General features: G+C 44.3%; 14 protein-coding genes. All 14 read left to right on the forward strand.

Annotated features, from left to right (window positions below; all coding sequences use genetic code 11):
• Positions 1–11 precede the first annotated feature (11 nt).
• The 14 genes from MHI01_RS30100 to MHI01_RS30165 all read left to right on the forward strand — a co-directional run bounded on the left by MHI01_RS30100 (position 12) and on the right by MHI01_RS30165 (position 22,734).
• The gene (locus MHI01_RS30100; protein WP_340984754.1) at positions 12–1,043 is read left to right on the forward strand and encodes a glycosyltransferase; all 1,032 of its coding nucleotides are present in this window, start codon (positions 12–14) and stop codon (positions 1,041–1,043) included.
• The gene (locus MHI01_RS30105) at positions 1,027–1,665 is read left to right on the forward strand and encodes a hypothetical protein (protein ID WP_339283288.1); all 639 of its coding nucleotides are present in this window, start codon (positions 1,027–1,029) and stop codon (positions 1,663–1,665) included. Before MHI01_RS30100 ends, MHI01_RS30105 begins: the two co-directional genes overlap by 17 nt.
• Positions 1,666–1,920: 255 nt before the next feature.
• Positions 1,921–2,742, forward strand: a complete 822-nt coding sequence (locus tag MHI01_RS30110) for a hypothetical protein (protein ID WP_076328277.1) — start codon at positions 1,921–1,923, stop codon at positions 2,740–2,742.
• A gap of 128 nt (positions 2,743–2,870) precedes the next feature.
• Positions 2,871–3,350 carry a hypothetical protein gene (locus tag MHI01_RS30115; protein WP_339186672.1) on the forward strand — a complete coding sequence of 160 codons (480 nt, stop codon included), beginning with the start codon at positions 2,871–2,873 and terminating at the stop codon, positions 3,348–3,350.
• A 20-nt stretch (positions 3,351–3,370) separates the two neighbouring features.
• A complete protein-coding gene (locus tag MHI01_RS30120; protein ID WP_223199730.1) occupies positions 3,371–3,703 on the forward strand; it encodes a hypothetical protein in 333 nt (110 codons plus the stop codon).
• Positions 3,704–3,770: 67 nt separating this feature from the next.
• Positions 3,771–7,625 carry a hypothetical protein gene (locus MHI01_RS30125; RefSeq protein WP_340984756.1) on the forward strand — a complete coding sequence of 1,285 codons (3,855 nt, stop codon included), beginning with the start codon at positions 3,771–3,773 and terminating at the stop codon, positions 7,623–7,625.
• 23 nt (positions 7,626–7,648) lie between these two features.
• Positions 7,649–8,299, forward strand: coding sequence for an S-layer homology domain-containing protein (locus MHI01_RS30130; RefSeq protein ID WP_340984757.1), 651 nt, complete (start codon positions 7,649–7,651; stop codon positions 8,297–8,299).
• A 100-nt stretch (positions 8,300–8,399) separates the two neighbouring features.
• Positions 8,400–9,752, forward strand: a complete 1,353-nt coding sequence (locus MHI01_RS30135) for a hypothetical protein (protein WP_340984758.1) — start codon at positions 8,400–8,402, stop codon at positions 9,750–9,752.
• Between the two features lie 15 nt (positions 9,753–9,767).
• On the forward strand, positions 9,768–12,908 hold the full coding sequence (locus MHI01_RS30140) for a M23 family metallopeptidase (RefSeq protein WP_340984760.1): 3,141 nt from the start codon (positions 9,768–9,770) through the stop codon (positions 12,906–12,908).
• Positions 12,908–13,324, forward strand: a complete 417-nt coding sequence (locus tag MHI01_RS30145; protein ID WP_340984761.1) for a hypothetical protein — start codon at positions 12,908–12,910, stop codon at positions 13,322–13,324. The genes MHI01_RS30140 and MHI01_RS30145 overlap by 1 nt, the downstream gene beginning before the upstream one ends.
• A gap of 18 nt (positions 13,325–13,342) precedes the next feature.
• The gene (locus MHI01_RS30150) at positions 13,343–13,753 is read left to right on the forward strand and encodes a hypothetical protein (RefSeq protein ID WP_076328283.1); all 411 of its coding nucleotides are present in this window, start codon (positions 13,343–13,345) and stop codon (positions 13,751–13,753) included.
• Positions 13,754–13,764: 11 nt separating this feature from the next.
• Entirely contained in the window at positions 13,765–15,684 is a 1,920-nt protein-coding gene (locus MHI01_RS30155) for a hypothetical protein (protein ID WP_340984762.1), read from the forward strand.
• 13 nt (positions 15,685–15,697) lie between these two features.
• Positions 15,698–16,834, forward strand: coding sequence for a hypothetical protein (locus MHI01_RS30160; RefSeq protein WP_036607790.1), 1,137 nt, complete (start codon positions 15,698–15,700; stop codon positions 16,832–16,834).
• Positions 16,835–16,935: 101 nt separating this feature from the next.
• Positions 16,936–22,734 (forward strand): hypothetical protein, encoded by a 5,799-nt coding sequence (locus tag MHI01_RS30165; RefSeq protein WP_340984763.1) that lies wholly within the window; start codon positions 16,936–16,938, stop codon positions 22,732–22,734.
• The last annotated feature ends 30 nt before the right edge of the window (positions 22,735–22,764 follow it).

Genomic DNA, 22,764 nt, shown 5'->3' on the forward strand with positions numbered 1-22,764 from the left:
AAAGTATAGAAATGACCATTGTCTACCCGCCCGCACTTGACTGGAACCTCTTGTTCCAACGTCCTCAGCAATTGATGACCGCCTTCTCTAATATTCCAGGTATACGGGCTATCTTTATCAATGAAGAAACCTACAGAAAGCAGACCCGCCCGATTGAAAAGTTAAATGAGGATCTGTTCCTTGTGCAGAAAGGTGTGAACTACGATCACCTGGTCAAAGGAAAGAAGGTACTCTGGTTCTCGAATCCAGGTCAATACAATTATTCGGATGGACGGAAGTTTGATTTTACCGTATTTGATTACCTGGATAATTCGGCTGATGAGTTTGCTGTGTGGAAATCCTACATCCCGAAATGTTTTGACCGTGCAGATCTTATTGCCACGACTGCCAAGGTGATGTACGAGGCACATAAACATGACGGAAAACCAATCTTTATGTGCCCTAACGGGGCAGATTACCAACATTTTGAGAAAGCGCGGGTTATTCTGCCCAAACCGGCCGACTTCCCCGATGTTCATGATGGGCAAAAGATTGTGGGTTTCCACGGTGCAATGGCATCGTGGGTGGATTATTCGCTGATTACCGCTATTGCAGATAAAGGTTATCATGTTGTTTTGATTGGAAACAATGCCCTCTATCAAAAAAATATTGTGCATCCCAATGTGACTTGTCTTCCGCACAAAGATTATAAAGTGCTTCCCGCCTACATTGCTCAATTCGATGTCTGTATCGTGCCATTCAAGCTGACAGAGATGATCCGTGGCTGCGATCCAATCAAGTATTACGAATATTTGTCAGCGGGCAAACCTGTGTTGACAACGCGTATGGAGGAAATTGTTCATAAGTACAGCGATGTAACTTACTTTATGAATCAGCATAATTGTGGATTGATGTTGGAGAAAGCGATTCGTGAGAATAGTGCTTCCAAAATTGCGGCAAGAGTAAGGGTGGCTAAGTCTAATAGCTGGGATGGCAGGGCAATGGATGCCGTGAAGATGATTAATCAGGTCATAGGAGGTATGAGAAATGAGAAATATATTTAAACGAATGTTTGGTAGCCAACCGACTACACCGACAATTGAGCTTGAAGAAATAGAGATTGACGCGACGGAGTTCAATGTTACGACATATACCCCAAACACGGATACAACGATTGTATATCTGCCTGCGATCGATTTCCATAGTGAACGATTCGGGCGTCGACCACAACGGCTGTTAAAAGCACTCGCGGAAGTAGGCTACAATGTAATATATATCAACTCCAGTGATGAGTTCTATCAGGTTGATGCCTTGGAGTATCCATATCCGGAGATTCCAAACTTTGTTGTAGCCCGTGTGGGCCAGAATGTCCGTACGCTGTTTCAGGGTGATCGCGTGATCTACTGGGTGAACGATAGCCGGCTGGCAAGTTCTGTCGAGACAGCATATCCTGATCTAGTCGTATTTGATTCGTTGACTGATCCGGATCAGTACGAGAAGCACAAACACAAGATGGAAGCTGTTGCTGACGTTGTCTTCATTACACCCGAGAGAATCTATGAGCATGGCAAATATTGCTCGCATGTTCATCTGGTTACTGCCGATGATTTTGAGATCAAGGAACGTGCAGAACAGGTAGCGCAAATTATAGATGCTTTGCCAAACAGAATGGCCCCTCTAATGTAGGGGTCTTTTCTTTGATCGTATATAGGCCTTTTCCTTTTGCAAAGATGACGGGGCTAATCGTGCTTCAATATATTTCGTTTACATTATCGTTAGGGATTGAAGATAGCGTTCTACACTATAAAAAGCAGAGACGGCGAACAGCCAGACGGGTTAAACGAAATGGATCTCCCGATCATCAAGTCAATTAACCTGATCCCGGCTTAAGCAAGTCTCAGTAGCTAAAATTACATACTATCCTAAGGAGTGGACTGTTCAATGGCTAAAAAAATGATTATCAAAGGTGTAGGTACGTTTATGGCTAAACGCCTTCCAAAAGATCCGATGGGCGAAATTGAGGTAGTTACCCTGGGTACTCTGCAAGATCTGAAAATTGACCTTAACGTGGAGCTTGAGGACATCTTTGGTGGTGACGGTCTGTTCGCCATTGATGTACTGGTGAAGTCCAAATCGATTGAAGTATCGGCAACAGACGCCAAGTTCGATCTGGATGCGATCCAGCTGATGATGGGTTCAACGGTACAAGAGCAAGTGAAGTCTTATGTATGGGTGCTGAATGAGCAGTCTACAGTGGCGGCAGGCGTATCCAATTCTGGCTTTGCTGAAGCCAAGCCAAAATATGCAAGTAAAATCTATGGAAGCAACGGTGGCATCACGGTTCGTCTCAAAGATTCCAACACATTGCTGAAACAACTCACTTTAAAAGGAACGGCCGTGGAACCAAATGCGTTCTTCTACGACGAAGCAAATGGTGTAGTCATCCTGAATGCGGTCCATATCGATAAGGAGATTGTGCTGAACTACAAACGTGAAGAAACTGTAGACATGGTTGACCTGTTGGTTGACGAAGTACCATTCCCAATCTCTGTCGTTCATCACGGGACGTTCCAGCAAAAAGATGGTTCGTATGCAGGTGTTGAAACCGAGCTGTACATGTGCCGTGCAAAAGGTACATTCAGCATCAATGCCCAGCGCGCTGCCGCTTCTGCATCTGCAATCTCTTTGCAGATTCTTGACCCTGAACGTGCTGATGGAAAAATCGGCAGTATCAAACGCTTCAGCGCACCAAGCAAGATCTAATATCTAAATAAGGTTGATTGCTCCTGGCAAGGTATCAAACGGCATCTGTGTCCTCCCCTTCACAGAGCCTTGCCTTGCCAGGCTTTTTATTATATGGGGGAGAATGTCCTGGGGAGGTCTTTAAATTCATGGAAACAGAACAAGAAAAATCCGAGCGTGAGCTTGCGGAAAAGCTGAATGAGGAAGCGGCGAAACGAATCAAAGATGATCCGGAAAACAAACGGGTGACTCCGGAGGAAGTGGAAGCTGCTGAGCGTGCATTCTTTGAAGATGATGAGATTATTACGCTACGGGATCGACGGAAATATCGTATTCCGCCATGTAACCTGAAGGATGCCCGCCGTCTGATGAAGTTGCTAAAAACGGTGAATATCGATGCCATTATTCTTAACTTCATTCCGACTGAGAATGATGAACTGGATGAAAAGCGGCAGCAGGATTTATTTGATGTATTGGCAATGGCATTCAAAAACTATCCACATATCGTTACCAAAGATGAGCATGGTGAGTATACCATCAATCGAGAGTATCTGGATGAGTACCTTGATCTGAACACAGCTCGCAAAGTCATTGATTTGCTCATTGGACTCAATGGTTTAAAAAAGTAGAACGCACCGAGGGGGAGTCTTTGGAGGGAACCGAAATCCGTGATACGGAAACACAGGAACCTGTTCACTGGGGAGAAATCTTCTTCACCCTCCATAAACACTGTGGGCTGAACAAGTGGGAGATTTGGGAGTACACACTCCCTCAGGTTGCGGAGCTGTGCAAGTCAGCCGAGAAATATATTCAATTTGAGGTTGAACTTATGACAGCACCTCTTCGCATGTTCGGTGGCGGTGGGGGCGAGGAAGTTGAAGAAGATGGGACCGTCAGACGTAAAAGAACCTTCAATGACGAGGATTACACGGAGATATCAGAAGATGATATCGGTATGCTTGCACAAGCGCTCGGAGGATAAGAGAGAGATATCCCGTTTTGCCTAAATGAAGGTAGAACGGGATTTATGCATAAAGGCGGTGATTCTTTTGACTGAAACAGAAGGACAAGGAGATAAACATTCCTTAACACAAGAAATATTAACGGATAAGGATCAATTAACTGGACAAAACGCAGTACTGAAAGAGAGTTCCCCTTCAGGCGTTAGCACACTGATTAGACGAGTGGAGACAATCAGAAGTGATATGCAGTCGCAAATGATTGAAACACTGACTACCGATTTGGAGCACTTTTATCGTGGAGCGTTCAGTGAAATGAAGGATGTGTCTGCAACTGGCTCACAGGGGTTGTTAGACTCCGTGATGAATACGATGAAATATATTTCAGCAGGTGAAACCAAGGGGTATTCATCAACATTACTCAAGAAATCCCTTGACTCGTCGCAGCAGATGGATCAACAGATAAGCCGGGCCGACCAAAATTTGGAGCTTAGATTGTCTGGGACTACAAATGGCAGTGGGCAATTCACACAAACCGGAACGGTCAAAAATCTGCAACGAATTGCACTGCAACATGGTATGGATCAGGAAGATGTAGGTCTTGCCTATCGCATTGGTTCTCGTAATTATGATCATTCATCCGAAGCTGTCGCGTTTGCTGAAGAAGTAGCCAAGCTGCATTCAGTAGGCAATATGGATGTAGAACAGACGGCAACAGGTCTGGAAGCTGTTACTCCGGCATGGGGTAGCAGTAGCTTTGATCTGTCCCAAGTCACAGACATGATAATAAGAGCTTCAACGATGTTGGATATTGGCATTCAGGACTTGATGGATATGATGCGTCAGACCCTTCCAATGGTCGGTAACCCTGATGGAACGTTTGCACAAGAGGATGCATTAGCCAACTGGATTAGCAAGGCTGGATTGTTGGTTCAGTCAAAAGGAGATCATCCTCAGCAGGGCTTTGCATCGAATCGAGTTAGATTCGATCTTCTTGCTGAACAAGTGAAGGCTACGGATGCAAACGCGTTGATCCATCAGCGCACAGGTAGTAGAGACAACCTTCAATTCCAACAACGAGAGATCGAAATCGCTTTTCAGATTGCAACACATGAGGCGATGCAAGGGTTGAAAGAGGAATTTGCCGAGCTGGGCGATTATCTTATCGCAGTTATGCGGTTAATTGGAGATCGTACGGGTGGCATTGTTGATCATATGGAATTGCTTAACCGAATTATGGATGAAGTCGGTGTTCAGGTTGCGTGGGATAAGTTCGGTGAAGTGATGAATGAAGGCGAACAGAAGCGATACGGTGCTACAAATGCGGATCCAGGGGAAGTCGAAAATACGGGGAGCAACGTTCCCGAGCCACTTCGAGTCACGGATGTGCAACGTGCTGGTGTAGCGCAAGAAATGGGCAGACAGCAGAGTCGTCTACAGACTCTGGAACATCGCAGAACAGAAATTCAAAGTAGGGCCGCCTCCAAGCAAGATGATGTACTTCAGGCTCGGACTAACCGAGATCATCAACATGAAATGTACAATCAGGCTATACAAGATGGGGATACAGCAGCTTCTTCCATTCATGCAGAAGAACGTGACGAAGCTGAGAAGCGAGTCAAAACGTATAGTCGAGAACTTCTTCTGTTGCGAGAAGAAATGCATTCACTCGATATTCAGATTGCAAAGACGAAACGAAGTCTTGAGTTTCTAGGGCGAGAACTGGATGACACGAGTAGAGCAATGATGCAACTTGAACACCAAGCTAGAGTTTTGATGATGGCGATGGATGACATGGACCTTGATGCAGTTGAACTACGAAACAAGTTGTATTTCCTTAATGCTGAGTTTACATACGGTTCAACCGATGTTCAGCGCTACGAATCCGAGATCCAGAAGCTGCGTAAACAGTCAACTCTATTGAATGACGTTCTCTCCACATTGAGAGCCGAAGTCAATGAGTTAAATGCTTCTTTTAGACAAGGCATGATCGATGCTACAGCATACATATCCAAACTGAAGGAACTTGAACAGGTTCAGCTCGCGAGTATGATGAGTGGTCCAGGAGGATTGTTAGTTACTCAAGGTGCAGGAAGTGTTGGATCCCCTGGATCCCCTGTTAAGGATGACAAGGAAGACTCAGCAAACAAGCCTTTTTTAGAGAGACATCAAGATTTTATCAATGACGTAATTAAGGATATGGCTAAATCAAAGATTGAGGAAGTTATGGATTTTGGTTCAGACAAGAAGAAGAAGGACAAGCCGAAGCGACGAGGGATAAAACAGAGATTCGAAGATATGAAAGAAGTCGGTAGTAAAAAAGCATTTTTTAACGGTCATGCACCTATTCGTGACAAGGACGGGAACGTACTAAGAGGTCCAGATAAACCTGATGGAACCCCTGGAGATATCCTTACCCAACGTGATATTACAAGCGAGCGTAAGAAAAAAGGAGACATTCCAGGGAAATTAGCAAAGCTCGGCAAGTTCGGTAAGTCTATACTGAAACCCCTAAAAGCCGTTCCTTATCTTGGGGCTGCCATGACTGCTGTGGATGTAGTGTCCGGTCTTGTTGATCCGCTGAGTAATATGGGTAAGTCAGAAGCGGAGAAGCAAAGTATTCGTGCAACAAATAAAGAGGAACTGGCCAAGGATTTTAAAGATATGGAGCAGTCTTCAGTTGTAGGTAAAGTGTGGAAAGGCCTTAACCTTGGAATGGATGCAGTTGTTAAGGGAGGAATCAGCAGCCTATTTGGTAACAATGCAACGAATAACAAGTTCGGGGACTACTGGAAGGGATTTAAGGCGGTATGGAGCGAAGACGGCGGAGATGCAGTTGAGAAGAAACTGGGCAAGGAATACAACTATAAGCAGGAGAAAAAAGAAGCCCAGATTCAAATGGATAAAGAGTCTGGAAAACCGCCTGGGGACAACAAACAACAACAACCGCAGATACAATACATTCAACCTCAAATGCAGTATATTCCTGCTGCGGGTGGAATAGGAACTATTGCTAACGGTTATAGGCCACAGCCGCAAAGCAATGGTATTGATGAAATGATCGCCAAGATTAATCGGCAGCTTAACAAATCGACAAGTGATAACGAAACCAATTACCAAGTCACTCGATCCCGTCTGTTGATTAGTGGTGTTCGCGAAGATTCTGGTCAGATGCGCGCGCTAATGGAGAAATATTTGCAAGAGAATATCAAGTTCTTCGATAAGGCCATTGCAAGTTTACAGAAGACGTACGACAAGATGGCTGAAGGTAAGGATAAAGATGAACTGGGCCTGGAGATCAATGAGAAGAAACAGCAGAAGGCACAATCAGAGCTTGAACTGAATGGTGTTAAAAACAGCCAGATTGATGAGCTTAGACGCAAGATGAATGATCAGTTTGAGTTGACGCAGTTGGATTATGATAAACGAATGTATGATCTTCTTGCGGCTAATGGGGGGAAGGAAGATGCACCAGAATTAATTGCATTGAACAAATCCCGTGCATCTGAAATGAACTCACAAATAAGTTCGATCAAGCAAGATTGGAAGAATCTGCTGAATAGTGGTGTGTTTAAACCGGGCTCGGATGAATATATGCAGATTTTTAAACAAATCCAGTCATTGGGTGTAGAACAGTCCAAAAATTTGTTTGAAATTAGCAAAAAAATGGATAAACCGATTTCTTCTTTCAACATTCCAGCAGGTCTTAAGGTCATGGATTACTTTGACTACATGACGACGAACAATACACATAAAAGTGTGATGGTTGGCTCGGGGGATGTTACGGTTCATGTGAACATCGATAATATGACAGGCAGCACAAAAGATGTGGAGAGACTTACATCTACGTTGGACAAGACACTACGGCAGAACAGTCCTGGTATTGCAAACCGAATGGCCAGCAATGTAGGTGCAAGAATGGGAAGCAATCATATCCCCAGATAAAATAGGTAAGGAGGGCTTCTGATATGACGCAGCAAGACCCGTTTGGCTTAGTTAATGACCGGTATAAAAGAAGGCTGTATGTAGATACAGGCATGAAGTTCGAGCCAGTGAACGGAAGAATCATTGATCCGTACTCTTCACCTTCGCCCAATCCGCAAGTGAGGGAAATTAAAATGATTAATGCTCCCTCGCATTTTCATCAGATGGGCGTATCTTCGTACAAGGCCATCATTAACATCCTGTTTAAAGATAAGCAATCCTATCACGACTACGCGATGTACGTAGGCTGGACACACAAATTTTATGATGAGAAGGGCAATATTTATGTTGGTGTTGTAGAGTCCATCAAAGTTGACCCTATTTTCTACCATCAGGATACGATGGATAAAGATCAAAAGGGGTACAAGGTCGAATTGACCATGACCCTGATCAAAAAAGATGGTTATGACCGTAAGAGTGCAATACAGTTTCAGGATTTACAGACGACAGAAGGAAAGGACCACTGGGCAAGAAATTCCATTGAACGCTTGGCTGATTTGGGGCTGACGGTTGTAACACAATTGGATGGCACCCCAATTCTATATTTCAGACCGGAAAACTTTATAACCAGAGCAGAGTTTGTTACTTTCCTGATGCGAACCAAGCGTCTGCTGGAACGAACAATTCGAGAGTAGGGTGACCTACTCTCTTTTCTGTCTATTCTAAAGATAGGAGGTGTTTATCATACGAAAATGGGTTGATGTAAACGAAGGGGATTGGTTCTATAACGATGTTATGGAAGCCACGAATATGGTTTTGGAAGATGGTGAAGTCTTTGTGGCCGGGATCAACTATAACAAGTTTGAGGAAGGCAAGCCTTTTGTATATGAGGAAATCAAAGGGAAAGCGGGGCAAACCTCATTTAGTCTGCCTGTGTTGATTAAACCAACAGATGACAATCCACTGTATGTGTTTATTGATGGTGTTCAAACGATCTACCAAACGGCTGAAACCAATAGTAAGGGATTAACCGATGTGGAGTTGTATACCGGTGTGAAAGCAGGACAGGTGGTGTCCTTCTGTAGTTATGGAGAACCGTTGCTAGACAGTGCTTGGAAAAGGCCGCCCGTGTCCTGGACTGGAGATTTGCCCAGAGCTGTTCTTAGTGCAGCGACGACCTACTTCTACGATCCATTCAGTCGTAATCATCAGGAATATTTGTATGCAGCAGGCCAACCGCTTCGCAGACTCAGTATTCCTTCCGAGGTATGGGCAGACACCATGGGGGATGCCGCGGCGGTAACCAAAATTGCAACAAAGGCTATTGGTTACCGAACGGATGTATATTGTGTCAGCCCAGGGGGCTCGGTGTTTCTTCCTTTTAATCTGAACGGTGTCACCTGCAAGTTCAATTATTGGACTAAGAATAACAAATTCAAGAGTGAAGATATCAAAGCGACAACACTCAAACCGGCATACAACAATTGTTTCTTTCCTAATGCCATTATACAGCGGGGAGAAGCCTTTCATCTGATTAATAAGTTACGCAAGGTGTTCTATGCCAGATTTACGGACATGAAAGCACCAACGACGGGGATTAATCAGCCTATTACGGCATTTCAGGGACAACGGGTTTTTAGACTTAACGGCAATTATCCGGCAGGTAAAAAGAAACTTAAAATTACAGTGAAATTCAAAGAACCAAAAAAAGATAAAGTCCAAGAAACACCGGCTTATTCGGAAATTGACAACCATACGGTTGTCTTCAATCAACCTTTCTCAGAAGGAGACGAAGTGACGTTCTATTATCTCAAAGATGTGAGCGAGAGGTTCGCAGACGTCGGCAAAGATTCGGCCATTTATTATCGGGACAAAGAGGAGCGAGTTGTACAGAACAAGGATGCCTTCTGGAAAATAGCCGTCTCAGAAATGGAAGACGAAACATTTGCGAACAATGATCCACTAATTGCTGGCATTCCGATCAATAACAAGCTGGATGGTGCAGCGATAGTAACAGATATGGGGAGACCTACAAATGGCACAGAGCAGGCAGAGGTATGGTTCCTTGGGAATTCCGCTATGACCCGGGCTGAAGCGGTAGCTTTCCTGGACCGATTCATGAAATGGACCATCGAGCGATTCAAGTAAGGGGGAGATTACAATATGATTCCAATTTCGGATGAGGTTATGAACGTGCTGTCCCAGCGTCTGAAGCTGGGGGAAGGAGCAGTTCCCAATATCCGTGTCGAAGTAGATCGGCTGGCATTTATCCCGGGACGGACAGAAGAGTTCAGACATATCGTAACCGAGCAGGTACCCATCATCAGTACAGAATCCGTTTGGGTGGATGAGTCGAGTAATGGTATATATAACGGATCGACTCAAGCGAATGCTCAGGAGATTTGTTTTCCGATCAAGGGTAAAACGCTGATTACCACTCCTGTTACAGATGAATTTGGTGCTCCTCGTAATAGTGCGTCAAAAATTCACCGAGGCATCGATTTGTCGGAGAAGATCGGGACGCCAATTTTGGCTGCGTGGGCCGGAAAAGTAGTCCGAACATCCTTGAATAAAACAGAAGGTGCTGGTAATGCCGTAAATATTAGACATGCTAATGGTGTAATCACCAAGTATTTTCACCTGAAAGAAATTCTCTGTTCGGTGGATGATGAAGTAGCTCAAGGGACTGTCATTGGAACGCTAGGCAATACGGGTGGCGTATATACCGGTGGGCATAAGGTGTCCGCGGCTGAACGTGCGGCGGGCAAGGGACGACATCTACATTTTGAAATTTGGGAAGGAGTCAATCCAACAACGAGAACTGGAGAAGGTGGTAAGGCAGTTAATCCTCAATTGTATTTCAAGGGACAGCGCAAGTTGCACGGAAATGCGAAAACAACATTTACTGATGTAAAGCCGGTTCAGGTCGAAGGATATCCCGGAGAGATCAAACTGAATGAGAAGTTCGATAAACGAAACTGGTATGAGAAAAACGTTTATACAACCGGATTGAAATTTTCGGATTATGCCAAGATTGAATCGGGTTGGACTATGTTTGATTCAGGAGGCAAGTTGCTATACACCTTTGAAGGCAAAGCCGCCGTAGCTGAATTTGAGATTAACGTGACAAAACTGAGTATGCCTACACAAGGGCTGCTTAGTATTGGAATGGGGACTAATTTTAGTGATGCGGAAGGGGATTCTTTCGCCGTGGTGATCGATGGTAAAACGTATGCCTATGTCAATAAGTTTAACGGGGCCTATGATCTGACCAAACTGACGGAATTGAATAATATTGTGATCCCTGCAAAAGCCAAGAGTATCAAGATTAAGGTGACGTATGGGGGCAAACAAAACTCCACTGTCCCAACCGGGTCTGTTCCTGCTTCAAGTAAGAAGTATAAAAAATTCGCCATTGATTATATTCGCATACAAGAGTTGGTGCCTGCTCCGTTGAAGAATCAAAAGAGTGAAGAAGGGCTCGATCCATCTAAAGGATATTATCAAACGAACAGCTACGGAGATTTTATTAATAATAGAAGGACAGAGACGGATGTTATTCAGGTCGGGTCTTTTGTCTATATGGACACGCAGGTTCTTCCCAATATCATTAGTGCCGAAATCGATGATCAGTTTGATTCTGAAGCCCGGGAAGCACGGCTGACCATCTCCAATCTAAGAGGATTCTTCTCTCCGGATTATAATCCTGCTCATTTTCCCGAGCTTGGTGGTGTACCGTCTCCATGGTCTTATTTTGCAAACGGATTCCATATCGGGATTCTGAGTGAAAATACACCGATACGCATATATATGGGATATGGTCAGCACATGATGCGGGTATTTACGGGACTGATTGACAAGGTGGACATCAATGGCGAAGGCTCCACGCTGGAGATTACGGCCCGAGATATGTACAAGCGCATTATCGAGAAAGTCATTTCCGAGAAAAAAGCCTATCCAGAGGTAGAAGAGATTGATAATGTGCCAGATCCGGTGCCGCCTGCAGCAGTTGGCACGGACCGGACATCATCCATAATTCAGGCTGCACAGGCCCAAGCTGCAGCGTATGGTGTGCCTGATCATAAGTTTTTGCTTGCGATATGCAGGCACGAGACCGTTCTCGGAACACAGGGGAAGGGTAAAGATGAGAACGGTAGCTTTATTCTTGGATATGGCTGTCCTAGTAAAAGCGAGTGCAATCCCCTTTACAAGGGAATTCAGGAGCAAATGAAGCGCGGAGCAGAACGGATGTCCAAAGCACTAGCTTCCAGAGGTAAAAAAGTGACTTCAAAAGCCGATGTACTTTATTTCCACAATGGTGGAGACATTGCTCCCATGACCTGGAGTCAAGATCGGGAGAATTGGGTGGACAAGGTATGGACCTATTATCAGGAGATGCTCGCAGATCCGGCAAGCTGGACCATTACAGCAACCTCCACCCCGGCAGTTACACCAACACCCGCTCAGCCTGTAGAATTTGAAAAGCCGGCTTGGGTCAAATCAACGGTTGTACTAGATCTGGTTAAACATGCAGGTATGGTGGGTTGGCGGGCTACCAGTGAGGATCGCTCTTATCCTGACTACGTGATTGACGAGACCTATCTGATTGAGGTGAATCAGAAGACGGGCAGGGTCATTGTCCCCGTACCTGGTCAGGAAGGCGAGTTTGAAGTTAAGGACGCAAGTACAGTTCTGACACCGAACGGATGGCTTAATCCATTTATTGAGGAGTATGGCAAGACGTTTGAGCAATGGTCTGCCAAAGTTACGGAAGCTGTTCAGGAGGTAATCTCGGAGATTCCGTATCGAAGCTACTGTGACCGTTATGGTACGTACCGACTGGAGCGCCTGAATTATGACAAACCTGTCGTTGCAGAGTTTTCCGAGAATGACAATCTGATCTCCATTACCAAATCCACGGATTGGTCCAGAGGAAGAAGCCACATTGTTGTTATTGACTCGAATGATAGTCAGAGCAGTTTCGTAGACAAGGAGATTTTACTCGAACTCAAAGGAGAAATCCGAACCATGGTGCTGGCCGTTCCTTGGGCGAAGACGGTTGAAGCCAAGAGACAGGTGGCAGAACGAGCTTTTTTTGATATGAAACGGATGTGCCGTACGCTACAGGTGTCCATTCCTGCGAATCCTGCGCTTGATCTGCTCGACAACGTCATTGTGACGGATAAAACGACCACCACACGAGCTGTATATACGATTAAAAGTATTAAAACCAGTTATTCGGTTGACCGTGGCATGTTACAGGTCATTGATATGATGTGGGCAAGAAAGGGAGTGATGGTGTAATGGCCGGCATTGTGAATGAAAATATTGTATTTCCCGTGCTGGATCTAATCCACCGGGAGCTTCGCAAATATAGCAGTATCTCCAATTCGAATGTTTCTCCCCTTGAAGGTGAACCTTCCGTTACATTATATCGGGAGCACATACAGGACCCGGACAGGGTGACTGGAGCAGACCTCTTGTATGAATCGGCATGGAAGGTTTCGATCTGGATGAAGTTTGGCTCAGAGGATGAGGAAGACTTTCCTTCCGGAGTGGGCTATTCCCACCCGGATTATGATTATTACAAGTATTTCAGGTTAACGCAGGTGACGGCCCGTACATATGATCCGAGTGGAGAGCCCATGTTCACTTACAATATTGGTCTAAATTATGATGACGAAGGACGCTTAACTGGAACGAGCGTAAGTCGTATATAACATGTAGGAGGTGGTTCCATGGCATTTAATGTATCTTACATCGCGGGTGGCGTCATCGACAAAGTGCGCGAGCTGCCGTACCCACACTTCAGTAAAAAGACGATCCCGTTCATTCGGGGACAGATGTTGGACATTCCGGCGGCGAAGACCACCAAGTCTGATACTTTCACCTTGGCGTATGACACAGAGTTTCTGAGCATTGCATTTGCTGCGAGCCACTACTGTGTCGGCGATTACTGGGAGCTGATGATCGGGACGGAGCGAGTATGTCAAACCATCTATACGAAGGAACTTCCCGAGTCGGTTTCCATGGGGAACAGTTTCGGAATTGTCTACCCGATTCCGGCGGGGACGACCATTAAGTTTGACTTCTACAACGCGGTGGCTGAAGCCAAGTCGGTCTGGTACAACATCAAATTTTTGAGATAAGGAGGGTGACGATGGCACTGCAAAAACCGCAGACGAACTTTGCCGCTTATATTGACGGAGAGTCGGAAGCACAAAAACTAATCAACACGCTGGCTGATGAAATCGTAGGTGCTGATATTCCCAGAGTAGAGGGCGGGATTGACGCCAATCGCTGGGAGAAGGTATACGAGGCAGAGCAAGATTATTGGGTAACATATACTCCTAAAACTCGGCCTAATATTCAAGGGAAGTACCTTCATACAGATGGTAACTTGTATGACGTCGTTAAAATTCCTGACTACAGTAAACTTAAGTTTAAAGATGGAACACCAGCTGTTGAAGATGATGGTTTTCTTTATGAAGTGAGTTCGGTATATTGGGATCCAATTGTCGAAGGTGGTAGTCGTCCCACAGTTAGAGAAAAGGATTACGGTAATTACAAGACAGGCAGAAAGATTCAAGTTGTTCAGTTTTCTTATACAAATAAGACAGGAGCTAATATTTTTGTAGACGTTCCTAATCAGCTAGCTACATTGGTAACAGATCTCACTAAACCTGATGGTGTTACTGCCTACATTGTAAAGCAGAAGCAAACGCTTAGTACAGGTGACGTAGTTTACTTGGACGACTGGAATGAATTTGAGTTAGTTACGGAACTACCTGATGACTGGAACTACGGTCTTAAGACGGCATATCAGTGGGAATACGTTAGGAATTTTGACTATTACGGTAATTGGACTACGTTGAAATCTAGTATTGCAGAACCCGCCAAATCAAAATACACGTTTACTGAGCGTTATTATACTGCGGATCCCGTTCATGATGTGCCTTCTAGAGTAGTGGTTAAAGGTACGCCAACTGTACCAACTGGAATTCCTGTGCGAGAGTACTCTGTAATGTTGGAGCAGCCAACGAATGATTGGAACTATATTAATATTTATTATGGTGAAGAGTTTGAAGGTACAAACACAAGTGGAGATTCAACGACCACATACAGAGGAGCTTGTGACCCATCTACGGTTAAACCGGGGTTAACACCTACGGTTACAGATCAAGCCAAGGCACAGGCCATTTATGAGATGTGGAACACAGATACGATTGTCAAAACATTCATCGCACCGTCCACGAAGTGGAAACTGGATTATGACGGCAAGACAGAGATCGTAAGCCCTGCAGCTCGGTTTTTCCACGGACGACATTCTACAACGTCATGGTTGCCTAACAAAAAACGCAGACCGGATTACCTGGTAGCTTACACTTTATCGGTAAACAATGATCGAGTAGTTCTTGTTCTGGAAGGTGATCCTTCACCGAATATTCACAGTTATTACCGCAGTTTTGGATACATAGGCAAGATCGTTCCGTTCAATGATTACGACCATGGAGGCAACTTTGGTGTCACCGTTGGCATGGGTGATCTGCGAACAGATATGACAGGTTATACGAAAAATGATATTCTCACGGATCTTAATCCGGATATCTATGCCAAATACGGTGAGTACACTTCAAATGGTATGGACTCCATGTCCATGTTGAAGACACGCAGTAATGTCTTGTTCCAGCGGTATTACCCGGCATTTATTTCGCATCTTCCGAACTATCCTTCTGTGGGTAAACTTCCCCCGGGCCTCTCGAAATTGATTGTAGATACGGATGGGTTCCAGAAATCTCTCTGGACAGGAAAGTATCACGCAAGCCCAATCTACCTTGTGCATCAGGCAGAAGGATATCGGGGTTATATGGACGGTGTAGTTGCGATATACGACCATAATTTGGTCAATCGCGATGAATTAATCGTAGATACAGAAATTCTGAAAGATCCTTCCAAACCTGCGTTGGGTACGTGGACAGAGGTTTACAAGTTTTTCAGTATCAAGAGTCCGTTGAATCTATTCAAGCATTCCCCATCACCAGATGTAATTACGATTGCATTTTTGAAAGAGATAAAATAAGGAGGATTACATAATGGCAAATTTTAAATATGTAGAAACAATCACTACTTCACAGGACGTGTTGACAAAACTGAAAGAGGAAGTTACAGGGTTTAAGAGTTTCCCATTTGAATCCACAGCAGGCGAGTCTCAGGAACAAAATCTGTGGGAAGTATTTTACGAAGAAAAGGACAGTAGTGACCGTATTCAGGAACTTATTCTTCGCGGGATCATGACCATTGGAACACAAGCAACACCGATTACTAAACATTTCTATGTAAGTTTCATTAATCATGCTCTGGTACCACGCGTCGTTGCACCAGTTCCAGCCTATGAGGAGCATAGTACGTTGACTGTTCAGCTGCTTGAAGGATTGGAAGGCAGCGAACCAACTACACTACCAGTTACCACTCGCCCTACATTCAAGCTAACAGGACATCCGGTACTCTACCAATGGGCACTGGAAAACTATACACCAACGGATCGGAATAAAGAAAAACCTGTATACATGTATGTAAATGTCATGAACAATCGTTTGGCGATGGTTCTCGTTGCGGACCCAGCAGTAAACTTCCTTGATTACAAAAAATCCTTCCTGTATGCAGGTGCATTGAAACCGTTCAAATACAACCTGAATGACGTAGACGGAAACGTAATGCTGACAGCTGGAGCAGTAATCGAAGAACCAGATATCTCTCAGATTGCAACAACAGGAACGTATTACTACGGTCAATATACTTCTGCAGGTAACAACACACTTCAGATGTTGAAAACCAAGTCAGGTATTGAATTCCAGCAACACTATCCCTCCTTTATTACTCAAGCTCCACCGAAGGGGAAAGCTTATCAAGATCCGGAATTGGGGGATACGGGGTTGGAACTGGAGCCTCAAGGCTTCCAAGCGTCCAAATGGACATCCAAATATCACTTGTCTCCGATCTACGTGGTTCACCCTTACGAGGGCTACCGCGGTCAATTCGATAACTGCATCGCGGTTACGAAGCATAATATCCTTCATCTAGATGAGTTAATTATTGATGTGGAAGGCAAGTCTTGGGACCAAGAGGTGTATCGTTACTTTGATACCGATACGGCGCAGAATTTCATGAATCTGTCTGCCAACCAACGCATGGGTGTGGCTATTCTGAAGGAAGTCCGTTATACGGCGTAAGTTAAACTGAATCAAAGCTGAGTCGTATAGATTCAGTGAGAGGGAACTTTCTGAGACTCCACTCAGGGGTTCCCTTTTTTTAGTTGGAAGGGGGCAGTGACGTGAGTCAAGTAGTCAATAAGTTTGATTTCACCGTTATAGATTACACGACAACTCAGTACGGTTACCTGTTTACAGTCGGAACTACAGGAAGCAGGCCTGAGGATTATCGATTTATATACATGCCTTACAGCCGGTATCCAAGTGTCCTGATGCTTGATTTTTACATGGCAAGATCGATCTCTCATGGATTTAATCATCAACTTGTGGAAGCGATTCGCAAGGATCTGGAAGGAGAAGAACGATTTATTGTTCTAAGTGATGCTGAACAGGATAAAGAAGGACTTTTACACAGTTCCATGGAAGGATCGAGCTCAGCTACCAAGCAAGGCGATGTCATGGAATTTTCGTTTGAAATGCAGCGGTCTGCTTTAATTGAAGCTTTGGAGATGGATCATCACGATGAAGGCCACAGGCCCGGAGGTTTAAAGGACTCATTCATTCCTGAAGATATGTCAGAGGGCTGGCGCGTAGATAACGATAAAGAGCTAAAGATTGTCCGTAATTTGGGTTTAACTCGTAACTTTGTTAAGAATCTGGATAAGCTGGAGCCTGGAAAAATCAGTTTCAGGGTTAGTGAATTTGGGATGATTGCGGACTATGCAGATAGTGCAGAGCAAGATAACAGCTCTGAACTGGTGATTAAACAATTGATACACTCTGTTCGAAACGATAAACCGGATATGGATGTGGCAGAGGTTTTCGAGAAAGTGGAGAAGATCATTGGACGCCGGGCACAAAATGACTTTTTGTTAGAAGCCATTCAAGACCACTTCAGAAGTACAGAACTTGAGAGAAGTCTCCAGTCCCGGAAAGTAAGCAAACAAGATGTGGAAATTCTATATCAGGACCTGTTAGGTTTACGTGATGATCATAAAGAAACATTTGCTGATCAAGCTACCATGATTGGGAAAAGGGTAGATGATCATCAGCAATTATCCATTTTCTCTGATATGTCGACTGCTTATATTCGTAGATTTCAGGAAATAAAGTATATGCACCTTGATCGGACGTTGCCGTTAGCCCAAAGAGTGGATAACATTTCACAATTGACACTCATGCATACACTGGGAACAGCTGTGCGAGCAACAACGTTTGGTGGAACGACTACAGGCAAAATTGTTCAAGCAATGAGAGACAACGAAGAGAATATGTTTCTTTCACAACTGAATCATGCTACGAGGGTTATTAAGAATGAAATGACAACTCACGAGAATGTACTTGCCAAACTGAAGGATCGTCAGTACCCGACTGTTCTACATACCGAAATGAGAAGTACGCGAGAAGTCTTCAAGCAACTTTACTTTCATGATGATCTCAGTCAAAGCAGCCGTGACCAACATCGAAATGCGTTAGTCTTTCGTCCGAGTGATACCCTTTGGCATCCGCTCCAAGCTCACAGAATTATAGACAAACATCCAGCAACTACAGCATCCGGTATCATTTTGGCATCCAGAGATATAGGCACTATTACGGATGTGGAAAGGCAATTTCCTTGGGCTGTTCGAGATCAAGCAGAAGATATGAACGTCATAGGTGATCTGACTACGGGGCAAAGAGTTTATTTGGAGAAAATGTATATTGAGCACGAGCATCCTAAGGCACGACGAATTTATGTGGTTCATAGTGAGGTGGACCGTCATGCAGAACAGGCTTATCGTGAAAGTAAGGAGCACGGTTTTGTTTTCAGAGATTTGCAGGAGAGCAGAAGGATCAGTAAGGTTCCTGGGTATGTAGAGAGGGAGAGTAGGTTAGGCAAAAGAGTGATTGCAGAGGCTCTTGAAATACTCAACAAGCAATCACTTGGTGAAAGGGAAAGCAAGTTCGATAGCTATATTGAGGACAAGTTCCATACTGCAAAAACAGAAAAAAGGAATTTGTTCATCCCGAACAGCGAAGAAGGTGCAGAAAGAAAAGCATCCTTTGAAAGTTATAAGGCTGGTTCAACAACGGCAGAAAGAGCGTTGGCTCATGATTTGTGGTTACCTGAGTCTGAGGACCATTTGGCTGACAAAGAATTATTACGTTCTACCATGCTCGAAAAGCTAAATTCGTATGGAAAGAACGACGAACAGAAGCATGTACATCTGACAGAGAAACCACTTGTATCACATAGAGATCGTAAAAAGTTACATCTGGAAACGACCCTGCAATCCATCCGAGATAATAGTCGACCAACCATGATTCGGGATGAGCTTTTGGACAATTTGGTTGGTGGAGGATGGTTGGGGAATAAAGCATACCCTGGATATCTGGACGAGGAATTTATCGTAGGGGAGATCTTGGAGAACAGTCCGGCAGTCATCCTGGAAATGATGATGGAAGCTGTGAATAATGCAGGCGCTTCGGTTTATTTTGATGAACCGTTTTTGGCTGGGGTTAGAGAGCGGGTAGATGCGTTAATCGATTGTGGGATCTTAACAGCTGATAAAGAAGGAAGCAGATCAGGCATCATTTCCTTTAATTTCGAAGGTGCGAAGGAATCTCAGCTTGGTGATATAGGGACGGAACTCTCAGAAGCATCCAAAGATTTGAGCATAACAGTACTTGAGGATGAATCTCGATCGGCTGAACTGAACAGACGTAATTCTACTCTAGAGACAGACGTTTTCGAGGGAGTGAAAGTAAAGGAAGATCAGCATGGCGAAATTACGGAAGTCATTTACGGCGCAGATTTTAATGCAAGACCGGCTATTATTGAGTTCGAAGATTCATTAGGTTACCTGAATCCTGGAGGGGGATTATTCCCGGATGACCCAGCGTATGAAGGAAGTCAAGTTGAACGCAGAGGACAAACCTTTGATGAGTACGGGATAGGCGCAAAATATAAACGGGACGGAATGGCTCTCGACCATCATATCGTGAGTTCCAACATGAACCGTGAGAGTGTGATTCATACCGAATTTAATATGGGCGGGGTTTCCCGGTATCGATATGGAATAATTGATGATGAATACACCATGGGTGGCACGAACTTGCGCCAGATGCTTTTGAACAGCGAATATGCTATCGGAACGTCAAAGACTCGTGAGGGATACTCGTATGATCAACAACTTATGGCTACTAATCCAATAAGAGAAGGTTTAATCAGTGGTGAGTACTCCATAGGCACAGCCAAGATCAGACAGTTGTATTTGAATGAGAGCTATTCTATTGGCATGATTGAACCACGTCAGGCAGCTATTGATATAGATTACTCACTGGCGACTTTGGCATGGAGATCTGCGCTGCTCAGCGAGGATTATTCCATAAGCAGCTCGAAATATCGAGATGGAGTAGCTGAGATTGGATATACGCTTGGTTCATCGTGGGCAAGAGAAGGTGCGATGGATATTGAGTTTAACGAAGGTATGCGGCAAGCTTGGGAATCCACGTTGGTAAATATTACTTCTGAAGCGATTAGGGTAGATCGATATGGATCGGTGCAAGATGAGATATCTCTAGCCACTACTGTAATGAAATCTGCGAATCTTGACGATATGCTGACGGCTCATTCAATCATGCGCAAAGGACAATTGAACGTTGAAATCATTTCGGATAACATGAACAGATTATCCCTCATGCTTGAAGATAACCATTTTACAAGAATCGTGAAAGAGGCATCAGTTCATGAAATTGAGAGTGAAGTTGTCAAGTTACGCTTGAGTGAATTGCATGGTGAGGGTTGGTACGGTGGTAAAGGTATCAGAGATACTGACTTGGTCGAACTGATCTATGATTCGATAAAGAGTAAAAAGGATTCAGCACTGGATCATGATGTGATTCTTGCATACAAGCATACTCATGACGCTTACCTTCATGAGACAACTGATAGCACGATTGAAAAGATTGCTAATCTTGAAGAACAACTTATAGCGGATAAACCGCAAAATGGTTACCTTGACCTCACGTTACCACTAGGCGGTACAAATCTGAAATATGCAGATGTTCCAGTGGAATCTGTGGGTGGGACGGGGCTCACTTATGGAGATATACCTGTAGAGATTGTTGGCGGAACGAATCTGAAGTACGGTGATGTTCCAGTTGAGATTGTTGGTGGAACAAACTTGAAGTATGGAACAACAGAGATTGTACTCTCAGCGGACAAACCCCAGTACGGCAATATGGAAGAGAATCTGCTCGCTGACAAACCGCAATATGGATATTTGGAAGAGAACATGTACGGTCTGAAAAATGCCAAAGATTCCACTATTGATGAGCAAATTCATGCGTTTAAAAACGGTAATGAAGCTGATTTGATCCAAACGCTTGAGTTAAATAAAGAGGATAGGTCAGCATTCCTTCATGACAACCTTTTGGGGGTAAAAGCTGAAAGATGGGCGCATACCCATGAGACGATCAATGATGTAGTGAAACTGCGAAATGGATCGTTGGATCAGGACATGTTCTACGGAAACAAGGAATTTAATGAATCCATTTTGGACATGGAACTGGTTGGCTTCCAATATAAACAGCTAGACCTGATCCGAAGCGAATATGCTTACCTTAAAACGAGAGACGTTCATATTGAAGATAATTCGTTCATGAGCTCCAGAAGTTCTTATGACGCGTATAACCATCAATTGGATTCTGGAATGAACTTGTTAAGAAGCACGACTCTGGATTGGGAGCAATTCGCAGCGGAGAAAATAGATCGATATGGTCATTTACATGAAATGGAAAGTGGCGTTGGGGATGAGCGAGCCGGTGAGCATTTTGATGGGATATATGGTACCACACTCCAGAGGTTTGCTTTCTCCAGTGAGGAGTTAAGTTACGGAAATAGTCTGCCATACACAAGTTACATTGTTAATGACGGCGAGAGTTTTGGCAGTAAGTTAATAGACCCGGGTTATCTTAGTGAAGATGATTTTGAAGGGATAACAGAGGAACGTGAATCTAGCATAGAAAGAGAGTGGCCGACTGGAACAGCAAACGCCAGATTGTCTGAAATTGAAGATCCTGATTCTCTCATGGCTTCATTTGAAGAACGCTGTTCTCAAGTCATCACAGGTTTTATTTTCGCTGAAAGACCTGAGAAAAGAGCAGAGTATCTGGAACAGTTGCACGCGTTCCTTCCCGAGAGAACAGCTCATCTTATGGAAATGTATCACGAAGCCAAGATGGAACCACGTGAGAGCTTCACACTGACTGATCATCCGGTGGCTGAACGTGAAACCGCTGATGCTTACATTCCGATGATGGACACCATGGCACAGGGTCTTATATTCGATTACTCGGAAGATCTGCTCGATCGAGGGATGGATCCTGAAGATTGGGAAGGTGGTTTGGGTGTGCCGGAGGACTATGATCCGAATGATCCATTTAATGTGTACTATCCGTATTCCAAGGATATGGATGCACTGGAATTATCCCAATCAGACGATTGGACTAAATTCGGTCAAGGCGATTGGGATCGGGATCCATTGCTTGGAAAGTTTTATTCCAAGGCAGATACGAAGGACATCAGTGGATGGTACCGCAATAATTTCCTGGCTGAGACGTATAAGTTCTCCATTGATTTCAAGGTGGATACAAGTACGGATGGGAATGGCGCAGGAATTATTTTCAAATACTTCGATGAAAATAATTATTGGATGTTTATGGTTCACGGAGGAGATAGCGATAACAGTCTGGATATGAGAACGCCGATGCAGCTATATAAAATCGTTGCTGGCAATCCAACTGCAGTGGGTTCTCCGATGCAACCCTTTAAGTGGGAGAAGGAAAAATGGTATACATTGTCCGTGTCGGTCATGAAAAATAAACTCCAGATCTACACAGATTCGAAATTGCAATATGATCTGACGGGCACCGATTAACTCGGTGCTCTTTTTGTCGTATAGAGAGAT

Source organism: Paenibacillus sp. FSL M7-0656, from assembly GCF_038003225.1.
Classification (GTDB): domain Bacteria; phylum Bacillota; class Bacilli; order Paenibacillales; family Paenibacillaceae; genus Paenibacillus; species Paenibacillus amylolyticus.